Here is a 22,234-nt window from a genome sequence, read left to right as displayed (position 1 = left end):
CCATGTGGATCTATCAAAGATTTTGCTGTCTTTTTGATCACACATTTTTGTTTGTGTGATCCCATCCACAGTATCCGGTTGTCAAGGTGCCAAAGGTGTTTAACCTTTGCGCCGTTTTGCGGCGCGACGAAATACAATATCAGCACTTTCCGTAAACGTCAAGCAGAAATTAGCAAATTTTTAAAAATTTTCTTTTACCGACCTTTATAACGGCATTTTGCAGAGATTCTACAGGCACGTTATATGACTTTGGAGCAAGTGCTTCGTCATTAATTTTTACTCCACCGCCATCTATAAGCCGCCTAGCTTCGCCAGCGCTTCCCGCCAATCCCGCAACATAAAGAAGCCCCGCAATGTATACATCCCCATCATCATTTAATGGAAGTTCACCGCTAAATTCAGGAATATCATCGGGAGCCTCATGGGCTTTAAAGACCTTGTCAAAATACTCTTCAGCTAATGCCGCCGCTTCAGAATTGTAATAAGATTCCACAATATTTCTAGCAAGCTGGCGCTTTACTTTGTTTGGATGCAATTCGTCGTTTGCAAGACCGGCTTCTATAGAATCAATTTCAGATACATCAAGCGTAGAAGCTAATCGGAAGTACTTCACCATCAGCTCATCGGGAATGGACATTGTTTTGCCAAACATATCCTCCGGCGTATCCGTCAAACCTATGTAATTACCATAAGACTTCGACATTTTCCGAACGCCATCAGTACCTTCAAGCAACGGCAGCGTTAAGCATACTTGCGCTTCCATGCCCATTTTCTCCATGAGCTCACGCCCAGCCAATAAATTAAACAGCTGATCGGTGCCACCAAGCTCTACATCGGCTTTTATTACAACAGAATCGTATGCCTGCATAACGGGATAGAGAAATTCATGTAGGCTGATCGGCTGATTAGAGTTGTAGCGCTTCGTAAAATCGTCGCGCTCAAGTATGCGCGCTACGGTGAAGTTTGACATAAGGCGAAGCAGCTCTTCCATATTGAGCGTTAGAATCCACTCAGAGTTATAGCGCAATGTAGTTTTCTTCGGGTCTAACACTTTGAAAGCTTGATCTACGTAGGTTTGCGCGTTGTGTTTTATCTCTTCGCGAGACAGCTGGGGACGAGTTGAATTTCTACCAGACGGATCGCCAATAAGAGCTGTTCCATCGCCAATTATTAAAGTAACCTGATGCCCTAAATCTTGAAACTGACGCAACTTGCGAAGCGGCACAGCATGACCTAAATGGATATCGGGCGCTGTGGGGTCAACTCCAAGCTTAATGTTAAGCGGGCAATCTCGGCGCAGCTTTTTTAGCAGGGCGTCTTCTGGAACTATCTGCGAGGCGCCCGACTTTATTATGTGCAGTTGTTCTTCGGGCGATAGCATATAAACCCCATTTCCTTGATTAGATATATTTCATTAAACAGAGTGCAAAATTATACAACACCACGAAACATATGCCCGCTAGTTGTACCGGACATCTTTTGCGGCGCATCAATATTGCTGTTGATATGGTTAAGCGCGTGCACAATGCGACCTACAGTTTGCGCGGTCTGCTCTACGCTCATTAGCGTAGCATCCACGAAAAACATGCTGACACCAGCGCGGATAAGTTTCGGAATGGCAGGCAAAGCGTCCATAGAAACGCTGTTGTAAATATGCCCACGACCAAACAAATCGGATACTACTGGAAATTCGAAATCTTTACGATCGAGCAATGTGTGAGCATGCATGCGCCTGCCGCACGTTAGGCACTCTTGATTGCATTTGCCGTGAACCATTAGTGGGCAATGCTCTGTAACCATAAGCTCTTGGGCACCGGCTATTTTAACCCCAATAGGAATTGGAGCAGATTTAGCCAGCTCGGCTATTTGATCGATATTAAGTTCTGCCGAAAGCCACGCCTTACTAGCTCCCAATTCTGCAACAAAACCTAGGTCTAGCGCATTTGTTATAGACATGCCAAAACCAGCTTGCGGAATAGCACCAAGAGAAACAGCGCGTACAAGACCTGCTATGCTTTCTACTAAAACTGGCTTGTCAGCCGATACGTATTCCCACAGATTAACACCCAACTTAGCTTCGCGAGAAGTGCCGAGCGCATCGTGAGAAATGTTTGGCATCTGCAATATGCAGTCTTTTGGATATGAAGCCTGCGCTACATCTTTAGCCAAAACGCCATTGTATGTAGATTGCCCCCTGCGATAATTCAGCACCGAAACGTATACTGAATTTGCTCGTGCGCGCTTTGCCGCTCTGACGCATTCTGGATTTGAAGCAAGAACGCAAACAGACGGAGTTGAATTATTGAGCGCAGCCTGCGGAAAATGAGGATGTACGGCGAAAGGTTTTCTAAAGCGATAGCGCGAAAGGATAGTATTTTCCAAAGATGCCAGCGCATCGGAGCGCGTATGGTGCAGCTGAGAAAACCCAATTCCGACACCTGACTGAATGCGCACATCAAAAGATGCTACATGAAACGGTGTTTGTCCAGTTCTGCCTATGTGTTCGCACACCTCATCGAATGTTATTTCCTTGGAACGCGCAGCTTGTACCGTTACCCCTTCTGCCGAAGCGCAAAGCTTGCCGGGGCTTGAAGATTCAAGCAAACGAGAGGCTATAGACCGTTGAACACCTTCACAAGAATCTGGCGCAGAAACACAGAAGTTAATTTTGAGAGGCTTATCCTGAGAAAGTTCTGCAGAGCAATTAAGAGGCACTCGCGGCTTGAAAATGTCGGGGACAAACGCAGCGCTAGCATTTCGCACACAAAATACCCTATCCGATATGCGCACACGCGCACTTTTATCGTCTATAGGGATGTATGCCTTTTTGCCATTCATAACAAAATCGGCATGCAGAGTTTGAGTGGTTCTGCCTTTTCCGGTCCAGAATTCCACAACATCGCCGGCATGTAAGTCGTGTTCACACAAAACCTGCACAACGCCATCTTGAATTTTGCCAACACGCCCTACAAAAACTCCCCTGTTATTTGGACGCTTGTAACTCATAATGTCGTTATCGCGCTTGCCTTCAAGATAAGCTGTTGTGAAACCGCGCGAAAAAACAGACTTGAGCAAATGCTGCTCTGCCGCACTAGTATGTGCCTGCTCGCCTAAAACAATACGATCGAGCACATTGCGATATACATGTGTTACTTCATATGCATATTCCGCAGATTTCATGCGCCCTTCAATTTTGAAAGATGTAACACCTGCGCTAACAAGTTCAGGCAGCAAATCGGCTGCGCATAAATCTTTGGGAGAAAGCAGATAATCGCCCGTATTTTCAGCCACAACTTCGCCTTCGCACAACAACTTATAAGGCAAACGACATGCCTGCGCACAAAGCCCACGATTTGCCGAACGGGCACCAATCATTGAAGACATAAGACACTGTCCTGAATAGCAAACGCACAAAGCGCCGTGGACAAAGACTTCTGTTTGTATATCATACTCGGCTGCTAGCGCGGATAAGTTTGCTATCTCGGGCAGAGAAAGTTCTCTGGCCAGCGTGACGCGCTTTGCACCTATATATGCCGCAGCGCGTATTCCCCAAGAATCATGAATGTTGGCTTGAGTAGATAGATGCACAGAACATCCGGGGAAAGCCGATGATACGGCATGCGCAAACGACGCGTCCTGAATGATAAGCGCATCAGCACCTGCTTCATACGCATCGCTGGCGCATTGAAGAGCCGATTTTACCTCAGAGGGCAAAATGACTGTATTTAATGCTACATATACTCGAGTGCCCCGCAAATGGGCGTAATCGCAAGCGGTTTGCAAAGAATCGGGTGTGAAGTTGTCTGCATTGCGCCTAGCATTAAACGATGCCAACCCTAAATAAACCGCATCGGCACCTCCACGAACCGCAGCGTTCAACGCCTCGGCATTTCCAGCCGGACTTAGCAGTTCTAAATGCGTCATTTTTGTAGTTCAGCAGCTTTCTGATCGGTTTCATCTAAGAGAGAAGCTGCTTTATCGTAGCTTTCTTGCACTTCCTTTATTCTGTCCGAATAAGTGGAATAGTCAAATGAAGACCCAACTGCAGAAACGTCTTCATAAAGACTGATGTATGAATTTAAGGCATCTTCTAAGCTCTCGCATGCCTGCATGTATCCGTCTTTAAGTTCTACAAGATCTTCCGGGGCCTCTTGCTCTTTCATTTTGTCGATTAGCTGAAAGGCATCGTCTGCCTGAGTTCGCATACCCACAGTATCGTTTCTTGATACCGCATCGGCAAAACCGTCTAAGCGCTGAGACAAATCGTCAGACATTTGATTTAATGCCGACATATATTGGCGATTTTTAGCAACCGCATCCGTTTGATTATTTGCCTGCTGAGGCATAGTGCATCCAGCTAAAGCCAGAACGCAAGCAAGTGAAAAAAATACTGTAATAAAATTTCTAAAATAGCGGGACATTAAGCCTCCATCAAGTTAATTAGTTTAACGGCGATTATACCCCATCATGCCGGGTTGGTGCCGCACCAGAACCCGGGTTAGAGCTGCCTCCACTGGGAGGTTTAGTAGAAGTTCCACTGCCTCCACTACCACCACTGTTTCCACTACTTCCACTACTATCGGAAGAATCGTCAAAGGGATTGCGACCAGTAGAAGTATCGGGAATCGCTTCAGCAGCAGCGGCAGCAGCAGCGGCCGCTTCTTCCTCTTCTTTCTTTTCTTCCTCGTAGCGAACCCAAGAACCTTTGCCTATATGATTCTTTTCGTCAATATAGTTTTTCTGATAGTCAGGATCGTCGGCAACGGGCCACTGACGTATCTCTTGCCCATCAAGAATGCTATTCATAAACGATGCAAATGCACTTGCGGCAGTGGTTTTAACAGGGCGAGCCTCTTCGTAGGTAGGAGCTCTATCACCAAGCCAAATAGCTACAGCCATTTGCGGAGTCATACCTACAAACCAGCTGTCCTTATTATCGTCAGTAGTGCCAGTTTTACCAGCCACAGGCTGCTTCGTTGAAAGCCGTGCCTGCTTGCCGGTTCCGTTTGAAATAACCCCTTCCATAACATCTAGAGCAGCAACGGCTATTTCTTCATCTATGACACGCTCTCCTTCGGGTGAAGAATTATCAACTATAACATTACCCTTGCGGTCTTTTATGGTAAGGACACATTCTGGGTCGTAGTGCGTACCGCCATTGGCAATGGTTGCATATGCGTTAGCCATTTCAAGTGGGTTCACCGAAGAAATGCCAAGGGTGATGCCAGCAACTTCTTGAATATCAGACTTAATGCCTAGACGGTGTGCAACATCTATAACATTATCAACCCCAGCAGACATAATAAGGCGCATAAAAGCTGTATTTGAAGATACAGCGAATGCTGAATCTATAGGGCGAATGCCATAGTCTGCATTGTCGTAGTTGTGTACCAGCTGATCGGTACCCTCAACCTTATAGGATTCGCCAGCATCTATTATTGTTTCAGGGTTAATGCCTTCCTCTAAAGCTGCAACCAAAGTGAATGTCTTAAAAGAAGAACCCGGCTGCCGCCCAGAACCACCTTCGCCAGTTGCCATATTCACCTGCTGGGCTTCATAGCTTTCGCTATTGCCGCCAACCATAGCGCGAATATATCCATTGTCTGGCTCTATGGCAGCCAGAGCAACCTCGAATCCCTCTCCTGCTTGCTTCTCTTTTTCGGCAGCCGCCTTCTCGGCAGCTGCTTGAGCATTCACATCAAGTGTTGTTATTATCTCTAAACCGCCAGAAAATACATCCGCTGTGCTAAATGCATATTTACCACTTTGATTGAGCAATTGGTTGCGCACATAACTCGTAAAATACGGATATGCTTTTATGCCTGTCATAGAAGGCTCGGTTGGATTCAAAACTAGTTCTTCTGCCTTAGCAGCTTCGGCTTCTTCAGGCGTTATGTAGCCGTTAGATGTCATGCGATCCAAAACCAAATTCCTGCGCGCAAGGCAATTCGATGGACTATTGATTGGATTGTTGTAGGTGGGAGATTGCGGAATACCTACAAGCGTAGCCGCTTCAGCAAGTGTAAGATCGCTAGCATTTTTCGAAAAATATCGCTCCGATGCCGCCTGTATGCCATATGCGCCCGAACCGTAATTAATGGTGTTTAGGTACATCAACAAAATATCGTCTTTGTTGTATATTTCCTCCATCTTCAAAGCCAGATAAACTTCGCGAAGTTTACGCTTGAAAGAAATGTCTGTCATTTCCTCAGACAAAATAGTGTTGCGAACTAACTGCTGCGTTATGGTAGAGCCACCTTCTAGGGCACCCCCTGTAAGATTGTTAACAAGTGCACGACCAGTACCCATAGCGTCAAAGCCGTTATGGTTATAGAAACGTTCATCCTCGGTAGCTACGGTGCCTTGTTTAACATAATCAGAAATAGCATCCATCTCTACAGGCTCACGATTTTCAAGTTGAAATTCCGCAAGAACAGTAGTGCCATCGGATGCATAAACTACAGAAGTTGCAGAGGTGTTGAAGGCATCTGAATCGGTATAGTCGGGAAGATCTTCTAGCCAACTATTAGCCAGTGCCGATACACCAAATGCAAATGAAATAATAATAGCTGCAAACACCGCAAGAATAGAAAGTGCGATTACCTTTCCATTCTTCTTTTTGATGTTGTAGCGTCCCTTTACGGCGCGTGAACTCACTCATGCTCCTTATTACGTTTTTGGATATTCTAGCATCGGAAAAATGCTAGATTGATTTCTATTAATTTAAATCCAGCCATTATGCGTTATTTCTCCACGTCAGCAATACAATATCGTCTTGTCAGTAATAATTATGAAGAAGTATTTATCCATGTGTAAAACAATATCGCAACTTATCTGAAAAATCACATTTTGTATTCGTTCGGTTATATTGACCGTTATACAAACGTGCTAGTGATACGATTTCAATAATAAATAATTCGTATAGACATACGTCAATGATGCGCACAGATTCGGAGGATATTTGATGGGACGATACGATCAAGAAATGCGCAGTAAAAACATAGCAGCTATAGCCAACTATTACAGAAGCGGCATTAAAGATACTACACCCAAAATTGGAATAGAAATTGAGCATACGCTGGTATACCCAAACGGAAGCCAAGTACCATATGAGGGCGACTGCGGCGCACAAGAGTTGCTTAAAAAACTAGCTGGATCTTTCCCGGAACCTATGTGCGATAGCAACAATATAATCGGCATGGCTGGAAAAGATAAAACCGTTACGCTAGAACCAGCAGCACAGGTAGAACTGTCCGCTGGACCATTCGATAGCTTACTTGAGGCGAAAAAATGTATTGATAATTTTGAAAGCGAGTTGCTTGACGTTGGGAAAGACTGCGGAATAGAGGTTTTAACGCCGGGATATCACCCCACAATGCGCGCAATAGATTTAAAGATAATACCTAAAAAACGCTACGCTATTATGAATGAATATTTGGGTGCCATATCTATGTTTGGAATATGTATGATGCGCGGTAGCGCTTCTACGCAAATATCGATCGACTACACCTCTGAAAAAGATTGTCTACAAAAACTGCGTCTTTCTAATGCATGCGTACCTATATTTTCTCTGATATGCGATAACTCGCCCATATTTGAAGCCAAACCAAGAACACACAATATGGTAAGAACGAAAATATGGCAGAAGTGCGACCCTGATCGGTGCGGAATAGTGCCAAAGGTAATGGATAAGAATTTCTCTTTAGATGCATATGCTGCCTATATTTTGGACACACCGGCACTTGTTGCAAAAATAGACGATATCGATAAGCCATGTAAAAAAACATTTGGGGAATTATTTGCTGATAAAGTTATGTCTACTGACGATATAGAGCACGCTTTATCAATGTTTTTCAATGATGTTCGCCTGAAACGTTATATAGAAATAAGACCCGCAGATGCAATGCCATCAGAATACGTAGTTGCTTATGCAGCGCTTATTAAGGGGCTTTTCTATAACGCAAATGCTCTTAGTCAGATGGAATTAATATTTGATAATGTATCTAACGAAGATATAGCAGATGCGAAAACATTCTTAATGCAAAAAGGATATGCGTCCGACGTGTATGGAAGCCCAGTGTCTGAAATTGCCGATGAACTGATAAGCATTGCGGCTAGTAGTTTATCGGAAGAGGAAAAACATTTTATTGTTCCAATAGCAGAACTAGTTGAGCATCGCAAAACGCTAGCAGATATCGCAGAGATGGAGCACATATAATAGGTACGCTTTAGATGCGTAATGCCGGAAAGGGTGTATTCAGGAATTTCGCAGTTATAAATACGCCTTGCCGGCTTTAGCGATGCAATGCAAAGTTTAATTTGCATACATATTTGCATAAGGTCTAGCTGACTTGGGAATAATTTTTACAAACTCTTCTATATCGGGTAATGTAAATTTGTCTAATTCGTCTCCAAAGTTTTCTGAATAGCTGTTAAGCAAACCTGTTATTTTTGTTTCGTCACTATCATCTAGGGGACAAATTGAAAGATCATCTGTAATGCCAGACAAATCAATATTTTTTCTTAGATATATAACGCCCCCGTGCATACCTGTAGCTAAGTAAGATCCGGCTTTGCCCAGAAGCAAAATAATGCCACCTGCCATGTATTCACCTAGAAAGTTCCCAGCATTACCACCGATAACTATAGTTGGACATTTATCTTGATATTGCTTCATATTAATGCCAACACGCCAACCGCAATCATCGCGTATAAAAATGGTACCGCCTCGCATAGCATAACCCGCTGCATCTCCACAGCGCCCATGAATGACAACTACACCATCATTCATTGTGTTACCTATCTGGTCTTGCGCGTTTCCAAAAACTTCTATGCTGCCACCATCCATATAAGCGGCCATATCATTTCCCGGCGTACCGAATACATATATGCTTTTACCCATGGGCATTGCGCATCCTATATAGCGTTGCGCAAAAACGTTGCGCAGTATAAGACTGCTACATTTGGCAAGCTTTTGGCGAATAAGTTCATTCGCTTCTTGAAAATGCAACGTTCCCAGTGTTAGCTCTTCCTTATTATTGTCGCAAACAAAGTGCTTTTTATTCTCCAGCATGTTTCACCCCGAGTATCTCGAGTTCTTTCTTATTGAGCCCTACTCCGCGCAACATATAACGATTTCCCCGAAGGCTATCGATTGAATTTATCCCCATTCCGCCCATCATCTCTTCTATTTCTTTGTTCCAGCCTCTAACAAGATTCACTATCCTTTTTGCGGCTGATTCTGGATGAAGGCGCCTTGTTAAATTCGGATCTTGGGTAGCAATGCCCCAATTACAACGCCCGCGATAGCAATCGCCACACTGATGACACCCTACAGCTATAAGAGCTGCAGAACCAATAGATACAGCATCAGCACCAAGCGCTATAGCGCGCACTATGTCCGCTGAACTGCGAATAGAGCCAGAAACGACAAGACTAACCGTAGAGCGTATACTTTCGTCTCGTAAACGCTGGTCTACAGCCGCTAGTGCTAACTCGATTGGTATACCAACGTTGTCTCTAATGCGCTTAGGAGCAGCACCTGTTCCGCCTCGAAAACCATCTATAACAATAATGTCAGCTCCAGCCCGAGCCATACCTGAAGCTATTGCAGCAGCATTATGCACAGCAGCTATTTTTACCAATACTGGTTTTTTGTATAAAGTGGCTTCTTTCAATGAAAAAATAAGCTGGCGCAAGTCTTCAATAGAATAAATATCATGATGAGGTGCAGGGGATATTGCATCTGAACCCTGTGGAATCATTCGCGTACCAGACACCTCAGCTGTAACTTTTTCGCCCGGAAGATGCCCTCCAATGCCGGGCTTTGCCCCTTGCCCAATCTTAATTTCTATAGCAGCCGCATTATTGAGATAATGAGGATCTACCCCAAATCTTCCCGAAGCCACTTGAACAATTGTGTTGTCAGAATAATCTTCCAAGTCGCGATGAAGACCACCTTCGCCGCTGTTGAAAAAAGTACCGAGTTCGCGAGCTGCCATAGCTAGCGCTTTTTGGGTATTAAGAGACACCGACCCAAAACTCATTGCAGAAAACATAACAGGAACATTCATTTTAAGTTGCGGTGGCATTTTTGAAACCACTTTGCGTTGTCGTTCGTTAATTTTTAGCATGTTTGGTCGGCTGCCTAGAAACACTCTTGTTTCCATAGGTTCTCGCAATGGGTCTATGGATGGATTTGTTACTTGGCTTGCATTCAATAGAAGATGATCCCAATACACCGGATACGAATTAGGTGTACCCATAGACGATAGAAGCACCGCCCCCGTCTGAGCCTGTTTTGCAATGTCTTGCATATATCCAAGCGTCCAATTAGAAGACCCAACACCTACTTGAGGCCACTCAGTAATAGCAAGAGCATTTTCTGGGCACATAACAACACATCTTAGACAATTAACGCATTTTTTATGATCGGCTTTTATGGCAACTCCATCGGCGCTTTTATAGTGCACTCCGTTAGAGCAAGAATGTATGCACACTCCACAGTTGCTACACTCTTCCAAATCGCGATATACCCTGTATTTGGGAAGGCTATGATCAAGCATGTGTTGCCTCCCTTCTACGTGGAGGCAATACTCCTGTTTCGTGCGCCAGAGGCGTTTCCTTTGCAATGTTTTCGGCGGATTCATTCATCTTGCGCTGTGCCACTTCGTCAAGTTGTACAACAAATGGCACGCCACCTTCTATAGATCTAACATTTTGAGCATCAGGGCAAACCACTTCTATGGCAGCTTGCTCGCTTGCCATATATACCATGCTCCCCTTTTCTCCAACCATTAGCGCTCTTAATTTAAGACGATCGTTCAAAGCCAGAAGACCTTCTTCGGAGCCTAAAATAACCGAAAACGGTCCATTCACAAGGGCGCTTGCATACGTTATGCGAAGCGCTGTTTCAAATTCCGCATCTTCAGGACTCATCTTGTCGATTTCTTCCCAAGATGCAGCCGTCATAATATGAGCAGCCATCTCCTGTGACAAGCCGTGTCTTCTTGAAAGCAAATCGAACAAATACGTTATAACTTCTGTGTCTGTTTGAAGATCGCAGAGATATCCAAATTGTTCTACATATCTTCGGTTAGCATCGTAGCTTGAAATTTCTCCATTATGAACTACAGACCAGTTAAGCAAAGTAAACGGATGTGCGCCTCCCCACCATCCCGGAGTATTGGTAGGAAACCTACCATGAGCAGTCCATGCCCAACCAGAATAATCGGTTATTCTATAGAATTCACCAATATCTTCCGGATAGCCCACACCCTTAAAAGCTCCCATATTTTTCCCAGAAGAAGCCACAAATGCCCCATCAATACAAGAATTAATATGCACCACATGGCGCATTGTGTATTCGGATTCATCTAAACCGCTCATATTGAGCCGCATGGGATGCGGAGCAGCAAAATACCGCCAAATATCAGGGGGATTCTTTATTGAGGCAACGCTTTCGGTAGGAATGCGCTCCTGTTTTTCTATCATGAAATACTTATCAATATAAGCCTCTGTCTGTATTCGCGACTCGTGAGTTTCATACATAATATGAAATGCGTATAGCTCTTTGTATTCAGGGTATATTCCATACGCCGCAAAGCCGCCGCCTAATCCATTGCCTCTATCGTGCATCAGCGCAATAGATTTAAGAATGTCGCTGCCGTCATGGCGTTTGCCGCTTTTATCCATAACGGCAGATATCGCACATCCGGAAGGGATTCTAACGTCACCTTCTCTAGGTATGGGTTTAACCGCCATATTCTGCACCTCTTTAAGTGGAGATCAATAATCTGTATACATGTGTACCTATATTAGAAAAATGCTAACATCGCTATGTTACGCATGAATGTGCTGCATGTTTCTATCGTGTTAAGCGCTCCTAATATTTGCCTGCTTCGTAACGTAAAAATGGAGCTATATAACGGCACGTATCAATTCTGTCAAATCTGATCCAAATCCATCGTGTGTAATACACCAAAAGACATAGCTGATAACTGCAACTGAATCAATGCAGGAGAGGTTATTTGGCAACCACATACGATAGCTAAGCATGTCAGTCCAAGACATGCTGGACAAAGATGATATATCAGTGACCTTAGAATTTTCTAGGTTAACAAGCGCAGCCCCAATAAAACAATTCGACTCTTTTTCTTTATCAGATAGATTGGGCCATTGCCAAGGAACTACGATATGCAAGGAATCTGAAATTGAACTCTCTTCTATATGCTGCATAAGAGACAACGCTGACCGAATCTTATGCACAAATGCATTCCTAATTGATTCGTTAGCAGACAGCGCCTCGGGCGACCAATCAAACCGATCTAAAAGAATGCGATCAGCTATGGTTGCAGGATTAGACATGCAAAGAAAATGTTTAACAGTGTTAATATCTGACTCTTCTACGATGGAATCAGAAGAGCAAAATTGCGCAGGAAAATAAAGCGTGCCTTTACGCATAGTAGCACCCACTCTCTTTAATTCCCTATACGGCGAGGATCTTGCAAGCGTTGTATGGGTACCGCGGGAAATACGGTACCTGCGCGGACACTCTTTTTGAAAGAGGCGCTTGCACTGGCTCATTTTCTTCACTATATCATAAATAAAACATTTGTTCTATATTATTTATAAATTCATAAAAAGAAGGCATCCACTAACAGCAGATGCCTTCTCAAATGCTTATATAGCCAGTAGTGTCTATTTATGCAGCTTCTGATTAAGCGCTAAAATCTCGTCGCGCGCATGACGCCAATCACGACTGCCTAGACCGGCAAAACCAGCCGCCACTAACGCCATAATGAAAAAGATAGCATTAGCCACAGTTGTACTCGCCCACTCCACACCATTAGATGAAAGCGATATTTTGATAACTATAAGTACAGCAAAACCCACAATTGCCGCTATGCAGCGCATAAACCCATTGCGCTTTTTCAGCTTCAATTCATATATCTGCTGTTTTATCTTGGCTTTATTTTTGGAGTTGCGAGACATAAATTCACCTATGCACTAGTGGCTGAAGACGGATTTACTTCGTAATCGAAACCCTCAACATTATCAGAAGCGGGCACCTGCTTTGTTAGACCATCTATAGATGCCTGTGCTTTATCTATGTGAACTTGATGAATAGGCTTACGTCCGAATACCGCATTGTAAATTATCCATGTAAACAGCGCGGTAATCATAAGACCGAATACAGCCAGTCCAAATGAACCAAGATGCAGAAGAGCTGTTCCGGTTTCACCCATGGCTAGGTCGAATCCAACATTGTACATGTTGTAACCGCCAACGGTTATCATTACGGAGAAACCTTCCCCAGAGAGATTCGCCAAAGCACCAGAAACTCCAAGTGGCGCAAATATTGCGCCGCACATCCATGCTGTCATCAATATATGAAGCGGAGTAACCTTCGGTGTTATTGACTTCAAAGCAACAAAAAGGATTTGGAACAGTGCCGCAAGTACACCACCAATAAGAAAAGCTAGCGGGAAAAGCATTGCGCCAGTAGTTTTTTCTATAGTAAATGCTGGCTCAACACCAAGCATACCAAACAAGAAACCTATGACTATACATATAGCCGCAAAAACCACATTGAACCACAGTACAAACCAAACAACGTTAATAACGCACTTTCCAGCTTTTTCATTGTTGGTGGTCCACGGTCCAACAGCTTTCATGCCTACCGCCATAGCAAAACCAGAGAACGGCAACAAAGCGCCGAATGTTGCCCATTCCTCAACGTATTGGTAGCAAGCTAGACCACCCAAAATGCAGCCAATTACACCCATAGATACCAGCGTGGCGCCACCTATGAAAAACTCCATCGGAGTGCCAGCAAGCACTGTCTGCCAAACCGCTAATATAGCCTGAGCGATAAGCGCAAACATTCCTCCTACAAAAAAACTGTAGATTACTGTCTTGTACGGTTTCATATCTTCCCCTATTAAACATCTATCAGCTAAATAAACAGCTGACCCCCTAGTATTTTGCGCATTAGATGCGCAAGCCGCATGCGATTATAACCTTAGTTGCCCGCGGCTCGTGCTGCCTCGTGCGCTTCAATCAGCTTTTTGGTCACTTCTCTCGGTGCCTCTTCGTAGCCCTCCAACTTAATTGAATATGTACCGGAGCCGCGCGTAATTGAACGAAGATCTTTCGTGTAACTGATAACTTCAGCATATGGCACGCGCACTTTAATAATTGTCTCTCCAGCAGCACCTGCGTCAGTACCTATTATGCGACCTCGACGTGTCGAAATATCGCCCATAACTGCACCCGCATACTCTTCATCAACAGCAACATCAAGCGTAGCCATCGGCTCTAGCACAACCGGATTCGCTTTTTCACATGCCGCGCGGAAGCCTATGCGAGCAGCAGTCTTAAACGCCATTTCATTACTGTCTACAGCATGGTAAGAGCCATCGAAGACGGTACATTTAATATCAACCATGGGATATCCAGCCAAAAAGCCTTCCGCCATAGCTTCTTGCACGCCTTTATCGACAGCAGGAATTAACCCGTTGGGAATAACGCCACCCTTAATAGCGTCCACAAATTCATATCCACCATCTGGAATAGGCTCTAAGCGCAGCCAGCAATCGCCAAATTGACCAGCGCCACCGGTTTGTTTCTTATGGCGACCTTGCGCCTCGGACATGCGGCGAATAGTTTCACGATAAGGAATGCGAACATCAACCAATTTGGCATCTACACCAGCTTGCTCTTTCATGCGAGAGAGCAGCATATCAACCTGAGTATCGCCCATAGCATATACTATAGTTTGATGCGTCTGATCGTCGCGCTGAATGCGAATTGTAGGATCGGCCTCAGCCGCACGTGTCAAGAATGTGCCTAGCTTGTCCTCTTCATTTTTGTTCACAGCCTCTATTGCGACCGGATACAGCGGCTCGGGCAATTCAAGCGGTTCAATTGCTATGTCGCCTTCTACGGAAAGCGTATCACCATTGCGCGTCTCGGAAAGCTTTGGCACAACAACAATATCGCCAGCTTTCGCGCTTTTTACATCCATTGGTTCTTTGCCCATCATTACCTGAATCTTGCCCAAGCGCTCTTTCTTGCCGGTACGCGCATTGATCAGCTCTAGTCCGGGCTCAAGATATCCGGATAACACTTTAAGGAAGCTTAAACGCCCAACAAACGGATCGTTTATAGTCTTAAAAACAAATGCACTAGGACGTTTTGTCTCATCAATTGGAATAGTTAATCCATCAGACATTTGACGGAAACGACCATGACTGCGCGGGTGCGGGAAGTATGTACATATATCTTCCATGAGGCTCTCTACGCCCTGCATAATAATGGTCGAACCAACAAATACAGGAATGAATAACTCTTGGGCAATCGCTTTATCGAGAAGCGATTCTAACTCTTCTTGACTTAGCTGCTCTTCGCCATCGAGGTATTTCATCATAAGCTCGTCATCGGCTTCAGCAACCAAATCGCAAAGTTTATCGCGCGCCATTAACGCAGCTTCCATATAGTCAGCGGGAATATCCTCTACCGTTTCCTCAGTACCGCCGCCTCTGTGATAGCGCGCTTTCATGCGAATAACATCTATTACGCCTTCAAAATCGCGATTAACACCAATAGGAATAGTCACAGCGCCCAAACGCGATCCGAAACGTGCATGCAGAGTAGCCATAGCAGCATCAAAGTTAGCATTTTCGCGATCAATATGATTGATATATACTGCGCGCGAAAGCCTCATTTTTTCGGCTTCACGCCAAAGACGAGTAGTCATAACCTGCGGTCCGGCAACTGCATCTACCACAAATAGTGCCATTTCTGCAGCTTGCATAGTAGCTAAAGTATCGCCAATGAAATCGGGATGCCCAGAAGTATCAAGCACATTAATTTTGTAGTCTTTATAAGGAATAGGAGCTATGCTCGTGCTTATTGTGAACTTACGCTTTATTTCCTCTGAATCGTAGTCCATAAACGACTTACCATCATGCGTTGTACCCATTCTAGGAGTTTTACCCGAAACGTACAGCATGGCTTCAGCCAGTGATGTTTTACCTGCGCCATCTTGACCCACAAGGACAATATTGCGCACATGCTCAGTAGCAGGAGCTGCCATCTTTTCCTCCATCTCGAAGATCTAAACACATCTGTAGCAAATGCCACGACAATAGATGTGCATTAATATGCATGATTAGTTTACCCCATGGAAGCTATACCTGAATATCTCGAGCACATAATATATCGATTTCTAGAAGGCATTAAGTGATAGCTACACCTAACCAACAACCGTTTATCGTTGAACCCATACAACGATTAGATGATGCTGATATTATTTTCATTCTCCTTTTATAAATAGTATATGGCGGCATTACTAATGCACTATTAGTGCATCAATTTTTAAGATGTTAAGGTTTAATGCAACAAGATTAAGGCTTAAATTTTATGAATCACAATGCTGCATCCACGGCAATGCGTGAGCATGAAGCGAAAAAATCTAATCTTTCAATGTATAAAGTTGCCATCGTAATTAGTATGGTCGCAGCTGCTTCTACCTTTTTATCGTCGGCACTTATAACAAAATTGTCTAAGAAAGCAGACGATAGAATAGTCATTAAAATGAAGCGGGAAGTACAAGAATATAACGCGCGTATAGAAGAGTTACGCTTAGCGGGAAGTAACTTGGCGCGCATGAATTCGCAGACCATAATTCACATGTATTACGCACTTCACGCACAGCAACTTGCAAGATTTGGGTTGACTGAACGAGAAATAGAAATTGCTACAAAAGCCGTTTTGGGCGAATCCTCAACATCGATAGCAAAGCAAATGTTTGTATCCCAAAGCACAATTAGACACTCCTTAGGATCGGTTTACAAGAAAACCGGCACCAAAAATTGCCAAGAATTGCGCAGTCTAATACGCGCCCGCATACAACAAGAAGATTCGTCAACTTATGAATCAAACAAGAAAGCTTAAGTTTCTAAAGTTCAGATATTATCCTTTGCGTGCGTTGCTGTACCTCAAATTTCACCTGCTCTATATCAATGCCTGTCCACGAACCATTTTGGTACACAATTTCGCCATCGCAGATAGTCATAACAACATCGCTGCCATCCCCTGCAAAAACAACATTGTAATCGGGCTGTACCATGGGACACCATTGCGGACCTGTAATATCTAGAACACATATGTCGGCACGCATTCCCTCTTTCATAACGCCGCAGTTGCCACGCCCCTGCGAAAGTGCGCCTGTGCGCGTAGCTGCACGAAGAATCTGCTTGGGTTCAACTACCGATGGATCTAGTGTAGAGCCTTTGTATATCAGACCCATTACGTACAAATCTCCAAATAAGTTATGGTTATTATTCGATGCCATACCATCGGAACCAACACATACATTCATGCCGCGTTCAAGCATCTCAGGGATTGGCGCAAAGCCACTTCCTAGCTTCATATTTGAAACAGGATTATTAGCCACAAAAACGCCCTTACGGTCTAATATATCTATGTCGTTAGAGCTAAGCCATACACAGTGTGCAGCTGTACACGGCACATCAAAAGCTCCAATACTATCGAAATACTCTACCGGCGATAACCCACCATGGCGCTGACGACATTCCTGAACTTCTTTTTCAGTTTCGCTGAGATGCAGATGAAGACGCAAATTGTTGCCGTGCAAAATTTCTACAATATCTCTGCAGGTTTGTTCATTAGACGTGTATTCCGCATGAATGTTGTAATCGATCAGAATTCGCCCATCATAGCTGCCATGCAAATCGCGCACATACTGTTCATTTAATTGGCAAATAGGATATTCGGAATATGGTTTTGGCTCAAACGCCAACAATCCTTCGCACAAATTAGCTTTCATACCCGCTTCGCCCACAGCGCGTGCGCGCTCGGGCGTGGCATAATACATATCACTAAATGAAACTACCCCGTATCTCGACATTTCGGCACACGCAAGCAATGTAGCCCAATAATTATCCTCAGGTGTCATTTTCGCTTCAAAGGGCCAGCATTTTTCATTAAGCCATCTATCCAGCGGAAGGTTCTCGGCAAAACCGCGCAGAAGCGTCATGGGAGCATGGGCATGTGCATTGTAAAGCGCAGGCATTGCTAATTTGCCACAACCGCTATACACATCACCATAGCGCATAACATCAGCAGGTGGCTCTGATCCAATGTAGTCTATTGCGCCATCAATTATGCCGACATATTGATGATCTTGAAAATCTAAATTCTCATCGAGAATAGCAATGTCACGCAGAAGCATTCCGACTCCTTTATTGAAAAGATTGGACAATGTCTAATAATAACGCAGAACTACTGCGAATTAAGCCATTTATGATATCCGATAACGAAATCGTCTAAATCGCCATCTAAAACAGCATCAACATTGCCAGTCTCTATATCGGTTCTTGCATCTTTTACTAATTGGTAGGGATAGAGTACATAGTTGCGAATCTGACTACCAAACGAGTTTTCCATACGCTCGCCACGCAATTCTTCCATTTCCGCACGACGCTTCTGTTCCTCAATTTCATAGAGCTTGGCACGCAAGACACGAAATGCAGCTTCTTTATTTTGCAACTGGCTTTTCTCGTTTTGGCAAGTTACAACCAAACCTGTAGGAATATGCGTCAAACGCACAGCCGAATCGGTAGTATTTACACACTGTCCACCCGGACCGCTAGAGCGATAAACATCGACGCGCACGTCTGCCGGATTCAAATCTACTTCCAAATCGTCAGAGATAACCGGCATAACCTCTACACCAGCAAAAGTGGTATGACGACGCTTTTTCGCATCTGTAGGCGAGATGCGCACTAAACGATGCACGCCTGATTCGCTGCGCAACATTCCGTAAGCATTCTTGCCTTCTATCTGTATAGTAACTTTGTCGAGCCCTATACCTTCGCCGGGAACTATGTCTAAAATGGTAACTTTCCAGCCCCGATGTTCAGCATATCGCGAATACATGCGATACAGCATCTCGGTCCAATCCTGAGCTTCCAGTCCTCCAGACCCGGGATTTACCGACAAAATTGCATCTCCTGAATCGAAGCGCCCCGAAAACCACGACTCTATTTCGAGCACATCAAGCATAGCAGCAAGAGCTTGTGCCGCCTGTTGCGCCTCCGCTTCAAAAGCCTCATCTTCACAAGCAAACTCTAAAGCCGTCTTTATATCGCCTAGCTTAGATTCAGCCTGTGAATAGGCATGCAAAGTATCCTTTATTGTAGCCGCACGTTTCGACACATCCTGTGCATGAACAGCGTCATCCCAAAACTCAGGCTTAGCCATTTCGGCTTCTAGCGTTCGGATTTCCTCTGATATATTCTCTATATGAAGAAAGTCGTGTGCTGCATGCACCCGACTTTCCAATTCTTCAAATTTCTTACTTTCCATGGCATTTCTTGTATTTAAGACCACTACCACAAGGACACAAATCGTTGCGACCCACATTTGCGAAAGGGTCTTCCTTATCTTTTACATAAGTTTGCGGCTTGCTTGCAGAAGGCTTAGGTGGAGCCTGCGTGGCTGTTTGCACAGTAGCGTTGCCGGAAGTAGTACGCGCTTGCGCCACGCCAGAGTCTTCAAGAACAGCCTCGGGAGACGAATAGCTAAGTTCCTTTTCAGTAGGATCTTCCTGCTGCACAGGTTCTATTTTTACCGCTATTTCAAGACGCAACAGCGTGCGCAGATAGTCGTCGTACATGCCCGCTGTCATATTTTCAAAAGCACTGTATGCTTCATTTTTGTATTCCACTAACGGGTCGCGCTGACCGAATGCACGCAAACCAATACCGGTTTTCAAGTAATCCATCTCTTGCAGATGCGCCATCCAACGAGTATCCATTATGCGAAGCATAATCTGGTTAGACAGATTCGACATAATATCTGGTCCGAGAACACCCAGTTTCTCGTTGTAGGTTCCCATCAGGAAATCGCGCAGAGCATCTTCAACAACTTCTGGATCGTCATCGTGATCTATTTCGTCTATTTTGAAATCGCTGCGACCGCTCATATTTGCCGCCCACAGCTCTAGTGCACGCTTATCCCAATCGTCACTTGCGGCATCGCCAAGCATCTCGGATGCCTGAGCTGCTACAGAATCATCTACAATCTGCGGAATGCGCTCTAGCATAGATTTGCCGTCTAAGATAGCGTTTCTTTCATCATAGATAGCTTTGCGCTGCAGATTCATAACATCGTCGTATTCAAGAACGTTTTTACGGGCTGCAAAATGCATGCTTTCAACTTGGCGCTGAGCACTTTCAATAGATTTCGATACCATGCTAGCCTGAATTGGCATATCGTCTTCCATGCCGGTTTTTTGCATCATATTCGATATGGAATCCATGCGAGTGCCGCCAAATAGACGCATCAGATCGTCTTCCAATGAAAGATAAAATTGCGTTACGCCCGGATCACCTTGACGACCAGAACGACCACGAAGCTGATTATCAATACGGCGCGATTCGTGGCGTTCTGTGCCTATAACGCAAAGACCACCCGCCGATTTTACAATCTCTTGTTCTTGCTTGCATATAGCACGCGCTTCTTCTAAAGCCTTATCTCGCTCGGCTGCGGGTGCAAACAGCTCGTTTGCCTGACCATCTTCGTCAAACTCTGGCGCATCGGGGTCAAACCCGCGATCGCGTAAAATATCTTGCGCCAACACATCAGGGTTGCCGCCCAGCAAAATGTCGGTACCACGACCAGCCATGTTAGTAGCAATAGTAACAGCGCCTACACGACCAGCCTGCGCAACAATATGAGCCTCGCGTTCGTGGTTTTTAGCATTCAGAGTTTCATGCTTAATACCGCGCTTATCCAACAAACGCGACAGTCTTTCAGAACTTTCAATAGAAACAGTACCTATCAGGCAGGGTTGCCCTATGGCGTTTCTAGCCTCAATATCATTCGCAACCGCATTAAACTTTGCATCTACCGTGCGATAAACCAAATCGTTCAAATCGTCACGAATAACGGGCTTGTTGGGCGGAATAGCAAAAACAGGCAGTTTATATATTTGACGGAATTCCGCATCTTCAGTCATAGCGGTACCGGTCATGCCTGAAAGTTTTTCATACAAACGGAAATAGTTCTGAAGTGTAATAGTAGCCAAAGTCTGATTTTCATCTAAAACTTTAACGTGCTCTTTCGCTTCAAGCGCTTGATGTAGACCCTCGGAATAGCGCCTACCCTCCATGATACGACCAGTAAACTCATCGACAATTTTCACTTCGCCATCTATAACAACGTAGTCTATATCGCGATGGAATAAGAATTGCGCTTTCAATGCTTGCTGCAGGTGATTGGCTAGCTGACCGGAAGGATCGCTGTATATGTCTTCTATGCCAAGCATGCTTTCAATGCGCTCAAGACCGACTTCGGTAGCATTAATAGTACGCTTAGCTTCGTCCATATCGAAGTCTTCGCCCTCTACAAGACCGGGCATAACCGCAGCAAATTTCTTGTAGGTATCGGCTGCCTGCATTCCAGCACCGGAAATAATAAGCGGAGTTCGCGCTTCGTCAATAAGAATAGAGTCAACCTCGTCTACCACAGCGAAATGGTGCCCGCGCTGAACTCTTGCATCGGCACGAGTAACCATATTGTCACGCAGATAATCAAAGCCAAATTCAGAATTAGTACCATAGGTAACATCGGCTTGATACGCAGGAATTTTCGCAGCTGGACGCATACCGTTTTGTATAAGACCAACTTTCATTCCCAAAAATTCATATATCTGACCCATCCATTGCGAGTCGCGCTTGGCAAGGTAGTCGTTAACGGTGACTATGTGAACGTTATGACCGGGTATTGCGTTTAGATAACCCGCCAAAGTAGATACAAGCGTTTTACCTTCGCCGGTTTTCATCTCAGCAATCTCGCCAGCGTTAAGCGCCATACCGCCTATCAGCTGCACATCGTAGTGGCGAAGCCCTATGGTGCGCACACTAGCTTCGCGAACAGCAGCAAAAGCCTCGGGCAGCAGATCGTCTAAAGTTTCTCCCGCGGCATATCTTTCACGAAATTTAGCGGTTATACCCCTTAGTTCTTCATCGCTCATAGCCTGCATTGTAGGCTCAAGAGCATTCACCTTATCCACTTTGCCTTGGTACTTTTTAAGCTGCTTTCCTTCGCCAGCCGAGAACAGCTTTGAGAGTATTCCCATTTTTAGTTTGCCTATCTCTTCTACATGCTTACGTATATCACACATTGTCAAATTGAATGTATC

16 protein-coding genes are annotated in these 22,234 nt (G+C 44.7%); 2 read left to right on the top strand and 14 right to left on the bottom strand.

Annotated features, from left to right (window positions below):
* Positions 1-169: 169 nt before the first annotated feature.
* From tyrS to G7Y46_RS07735, 4 genes are read right to left on the bottom strand one after another with little or no spacing between them, the layout of a single operon-like run.
* Positions 170-1,381, bottom strand: coding sequence for a tyrosine--tRNA ligase (gene tyrS, locus G7Y46_RS07750; RefSeq protein WP_165253791.1), 1,212 nt, complete (start codon positions 1,379-1,381; stop codon positions 170-172).
* Between the two features lie 50 nt (positions 1,382-1,431).
* Positions 1,432-3,924 carry a U32 family peptidase gene (locus G7Y46_RS07745; RefSeq protein ID WP_165253789.1) on the bottom strand — a complete coding sequence of 831 codons (2,493 nt, stop codon included), beginning with the start codon at positions 3,922-3,924 and terminating at the stop codon, positions 1,432-1,434.
* Positions 3,921-4,421, bottom strand: coding sequence for a hypothetical protein (locus tag G7Y46_RS07740; protein WP_165061449.1), 501 nt, complete (start codon positions 4,419-4,421; stop codon positions 3,921-3,923). Before G7Y46_RS07740 ends, G7Y46_RS07745 begins: the two co-directional genes overlap by 4 nt.
* A gap of 34 nt (positions 4,422-4,455) precedes the next feature.
* Positions 4,456-6,657, bottom strand: coding sequence for a PBP1A family penicillin-binding protein (locus G7Y46_RS07735; protein ID WP_165061453.1), 2,202 nt, complete (start codon positions 6,655-6,657; stop codon positions 4,456-4,458).
* 307 nt (positions 6,658-6,964) lie between these two features.
* Here G7Y46_RS07735 and G7Y46_RS07730 point away from each other — a divergent pair, with 307 nt between their 5' ends.
* On the top strand, positions 6,965-8,218 hold the full coding sequence (locus tag G7Y46_RS07730) for a glutamate-cysteine ligase family protein (protein ID WP_165253787.1): 1,254 nt from the start codon (positions 6,965-6,967) through the stop codon (positions 8,216-8,218).
* A 96-nt stretch (positions 8,219-8,314) separates the two neighbouring features.
* On the opposite strand, the gene G7Y46_RS07725 is transcribed toward G7Y46_RS07730, so the two are convergent.
* The 7 genes from G7Y46_RS07725 to G7Y46_RS07695 all read right to left on the bottom strand — a co-directional run bounded on the left by G7Y46_RS07725 (position 8,315) and on the right by G7Y46_RS07695 (position 16,099).
* Positions 8,315-9,073 (bottom strand): glutamate synthase, encoded by a 759-nt coding sequence (locus tag G7Y46_RS07725; RefSeq protein WP_165253785.1) that lies wholly within the window; start codon positions 9,071-9,073, stop codon positions 8,315-8,317.
* On the bottom strand, positions 9,060-10,565 hold the full coding sequence (locus tag G7Y46_RS07720) for a glutamate synthase-related protein (RefSeq protein WP_165253783.1): 1,506 nt from the start codon (positions 10,563-10,565) through the stop codon (positions 9,060-9,062). Before G7Y46_RS07720 ends, G7Y46_RS07725 begins: the two co-directional genes overlap by 14 nt.
* The gene (locus G7Y46_RS07715) at positions 10,558-11,763 is read right to left on the bottom strand and encodes a glutamine amidotransferase family protein (RefSeq protein ID WP_165253781.1); all 1,206 of its coding nucleotides are present in this window, start codon (positions 11,761-11,763) and stop codon (positions 10,558-10,560) included. Before G7Y46_RS07715 ends, G7Y46_RS07720 begins: the two co-directional genes overlap by 8 nt.
* A gap of 156 nt (positions 11,764-11,919) precedes the next feature.
* Complete coding sequence (locus G7Y46_RS07710) at positions 11,920-12,462, bottom strand: hypothetical protein (protein WP_165253779.1); 543 nt, start codon at positions 12,460-12,462, stop codon at positions 11,920-11,922.
* A gap of 237 nt (positions 12,463-12,699) precedes the next feature.
* On the bottom strand, positions 12,700-12,993 hold the full coding sequence (locus G7Y46_RS07705; protein ID WP_165061469.1) for a hypothetical protein: 294 nt from the start codon (positions 12,991-12,993) through the stop codon (positions 12,700-12,702).
* A gap of 8 nt (positions 12,994-13,001) precedes the next feature.
* On the bottom strand, positions 13,002-13,931 hold the full coding sequence (locus G7Y46_RS07700; protein WP_165061472.1) for a SpoVA/SpoVAEb family sporulation membrane protein: 930 nt from the start codon (positions 13,929-13,931) through the stop codon (positions 13,002-13,004).
* 92 nt (positions 13,932-14,023) lie between these two features.
* The gene (locus G7Y46_RS07695; protein ID WP_165061475.1) at positions 14,024-16,099 is read right to left on the bottom strand and encodes an elongation factor G; all 2,076 of its coding nucleotides are present in this window, start codon (positions 16,097-16,099) and stop codon (positions 14,024-14,026) included.
* Positions 16,100-16,425: 326 nt separating this feature from the next.
* Here G7Y46_RS07695 and G7Y46_RS07690 point away from each other — a divergent pair, with 326 nt between their 5' ends.
* Positions 16,426-16,959 carry a LuxR C-terminal-related transcriptional regulator gene (locus G7Y46_RS07690; protein WP_165253777.1) on the top strand — a complete coding sequence of 178 codons (534 nt, stop codon included), beginning with the start codon at positions 16,426-16,428 and terminating at the stop codon, positions 16,957-16,959.
* A 4-nt stretch (positions 16,960-16,963) separates the two neighbouring features.
* On the opposite strand, the gene G7Y46_RS07685 is transcribed toward G7Y46_RS07690, so the two are convergent.
* The 3 genes from G7Y46_RS07685 to secA are packed head-to-tail and all read right to left on the bottom strand — an operon-like array spanning position 16,964 to position 22,171.
* A complete protein-coding gene (locus G7Y46_RS07685) occupies positions 16,964-18,259 on the bottom strand; it encodes an amidohydrolase (protein WP_165253775.1) in 1,296 nt (431 codons plus the stop codon).
* Between the two features lie 50 nt (positions 18,260-18,309).
* Positions 18,310-19,395, bottom strand: a complete 1,086-nt coding sequence (prfB, locus tag G7Y46_RS07680; RefSeq protein ID WP_165253773.1) for a peptide chain release factor 2 — start codon at positions 19,393-19,395, stop codon at positions 18,310-18,312.
* Positions 19,385-22,171: a preprotein translocase subunit SecA gene (gene secA, locus G7Y46_RS07675; RefSeq protein WP_165253771.1), complete on the bottom strand. Its 2,787-nt coding sequence runs from the start codon at positions 22,169-22,171 to the stop codon at positions 19,385-19,387. Before secA ends, prfB begins: the two co-directional genes overlap by 11 nt.
* Between the last annotated feature and the right edge of the window lie 63 nt (positions 22,172-22,234).

Source organism: Adlercreutzia sp. ZJ304 (genome assembly GCF_011039075.1).
In the GTDB taxonomy this organism is placed as follows: Bacteria; Actinomycetota; Coriobacteriia; order Coriobacteriales; family Eggerthellaceae; genus Adlercreutzia_A.
Note: the sequence above shows the minus strand (reverse complement) of the source record. Positions and strands in the feature narration are given on the sequence as shown.

What these genes read in the sequence shown, in the direction of transcription:
- tyrS (WP_165253791.1), bottom strand. Translation starts at nt 1,381, where the DNA reads ATGCTATCGCCCGAAGAACAACTGCACATAATAAAGTCGGGCGCCTCG.
- G7Y46_RS07745 (WP_165253789.1), bottom strand. Translation starts at nt 3,924, where the DNA reads ATGACGCATTTAGAACTGCTAAGTCCGGCTGGAAATGCCGAGGCGTTG.
- G7Y46_RS07740 (WP_165061449.1), bottom strand. Translation starts at nt 4,421, where the DNA reads ATGTCCCGCTATTTTAGAAATTTTATTACAGTATTTTTTTCACTTGCT.
- G7Y46_RS07730 (WP_165253787.1), top strand. Translation starts at nt 6,965, where the DNA reads ATGGGACGATACGATCAAGAAATGCGCAGTAAAAACATAGCAGCTATA.
- G7Y46_RS07725 (WP_165253785.1), bottom strand. Translation starts at nt 9,073, where the DNA reads ATGCTGGAGAATAAAAAGCACTTTGTTTGCGACAATAATAAGGAAGAG.
- G7Y46_RS07720 (WP_165253783.1), bottom strand. Translation starts at nt 10,565, where the DNA reads ATGCTTGATCATAGCCTTCCCAAATACAGGGTATATCGCGATTTGGAA.
- G7Y46_RS07715 (WP_165253781.1), bottom strand. Translation starts at nt 11,763, where the DNA reads ATGGCGGTTAAACCCATACCTAGAGAAGGTGACGTTAGAATCCCTTCC.
- G7Y46_RS07710 (WP_165253779.1), bottom strand. Translation starts at nt 12,462, where the DNA reads ATGCGTAAAGGCACGCTTTATTTTCCTGCGCAATTTTGCTCTTCTGAT.
- G7Y46_RS07705 (WP_165061469.1), bottom strand. Translation starts at nt 12,993, where the DNA reads ATGTCTCGCAACTCCAAAAATAAAGCCAAGATAAAACAGCAGATATAT.
- G7Y46_RS07700 (WP_165061472.1), bottom strand. Translation starts at nt 13,931, where the DNA reads ATGAAACCGTACAAGACAGTAATCTACAGTTTTTTTGTAGGAGGAATG.
- G7Y46_RS07695 (WP_165061475.1), bottom strand. Translation starts at nt 16,099, where the DNA reads ATGGCAGCTCCTGCTACTGAGCATGTGCGCAATATTGTCCTTGTGGGT.
- G7Y46_RS07690 (WP_165253777.1), top strand. Translation starts at nt 16,426, where the DNA reads ATGAATCACAATGCTGCATCCACGGCAATGCGTGAGCATGAAGCGAAA.
- G7Y46_RS07685 (WP_165253775.1), bottom strand. Translation starts at nt 18,259, where the DNA reads ATGCTTCTGCGTGACATTGCTATTCTCGATGAGAATTTAGATTTTCAA.
- prfB (WP_165253773.1), bottom strand. Translation starts at nt 19,395, where the DNA reads ATGGAAAGTAAGAAATTTGAAGAATTGGAAAGTCGGGTGCATGCAGCA.
- secA (WP_165253771.1), bottom strand. Translation starts at nt 22,171, where the DNA reads ATGGGAATACTCTCAAAGCTGTTCTCGGCTGGCGAAGGAAAGCAGCTT.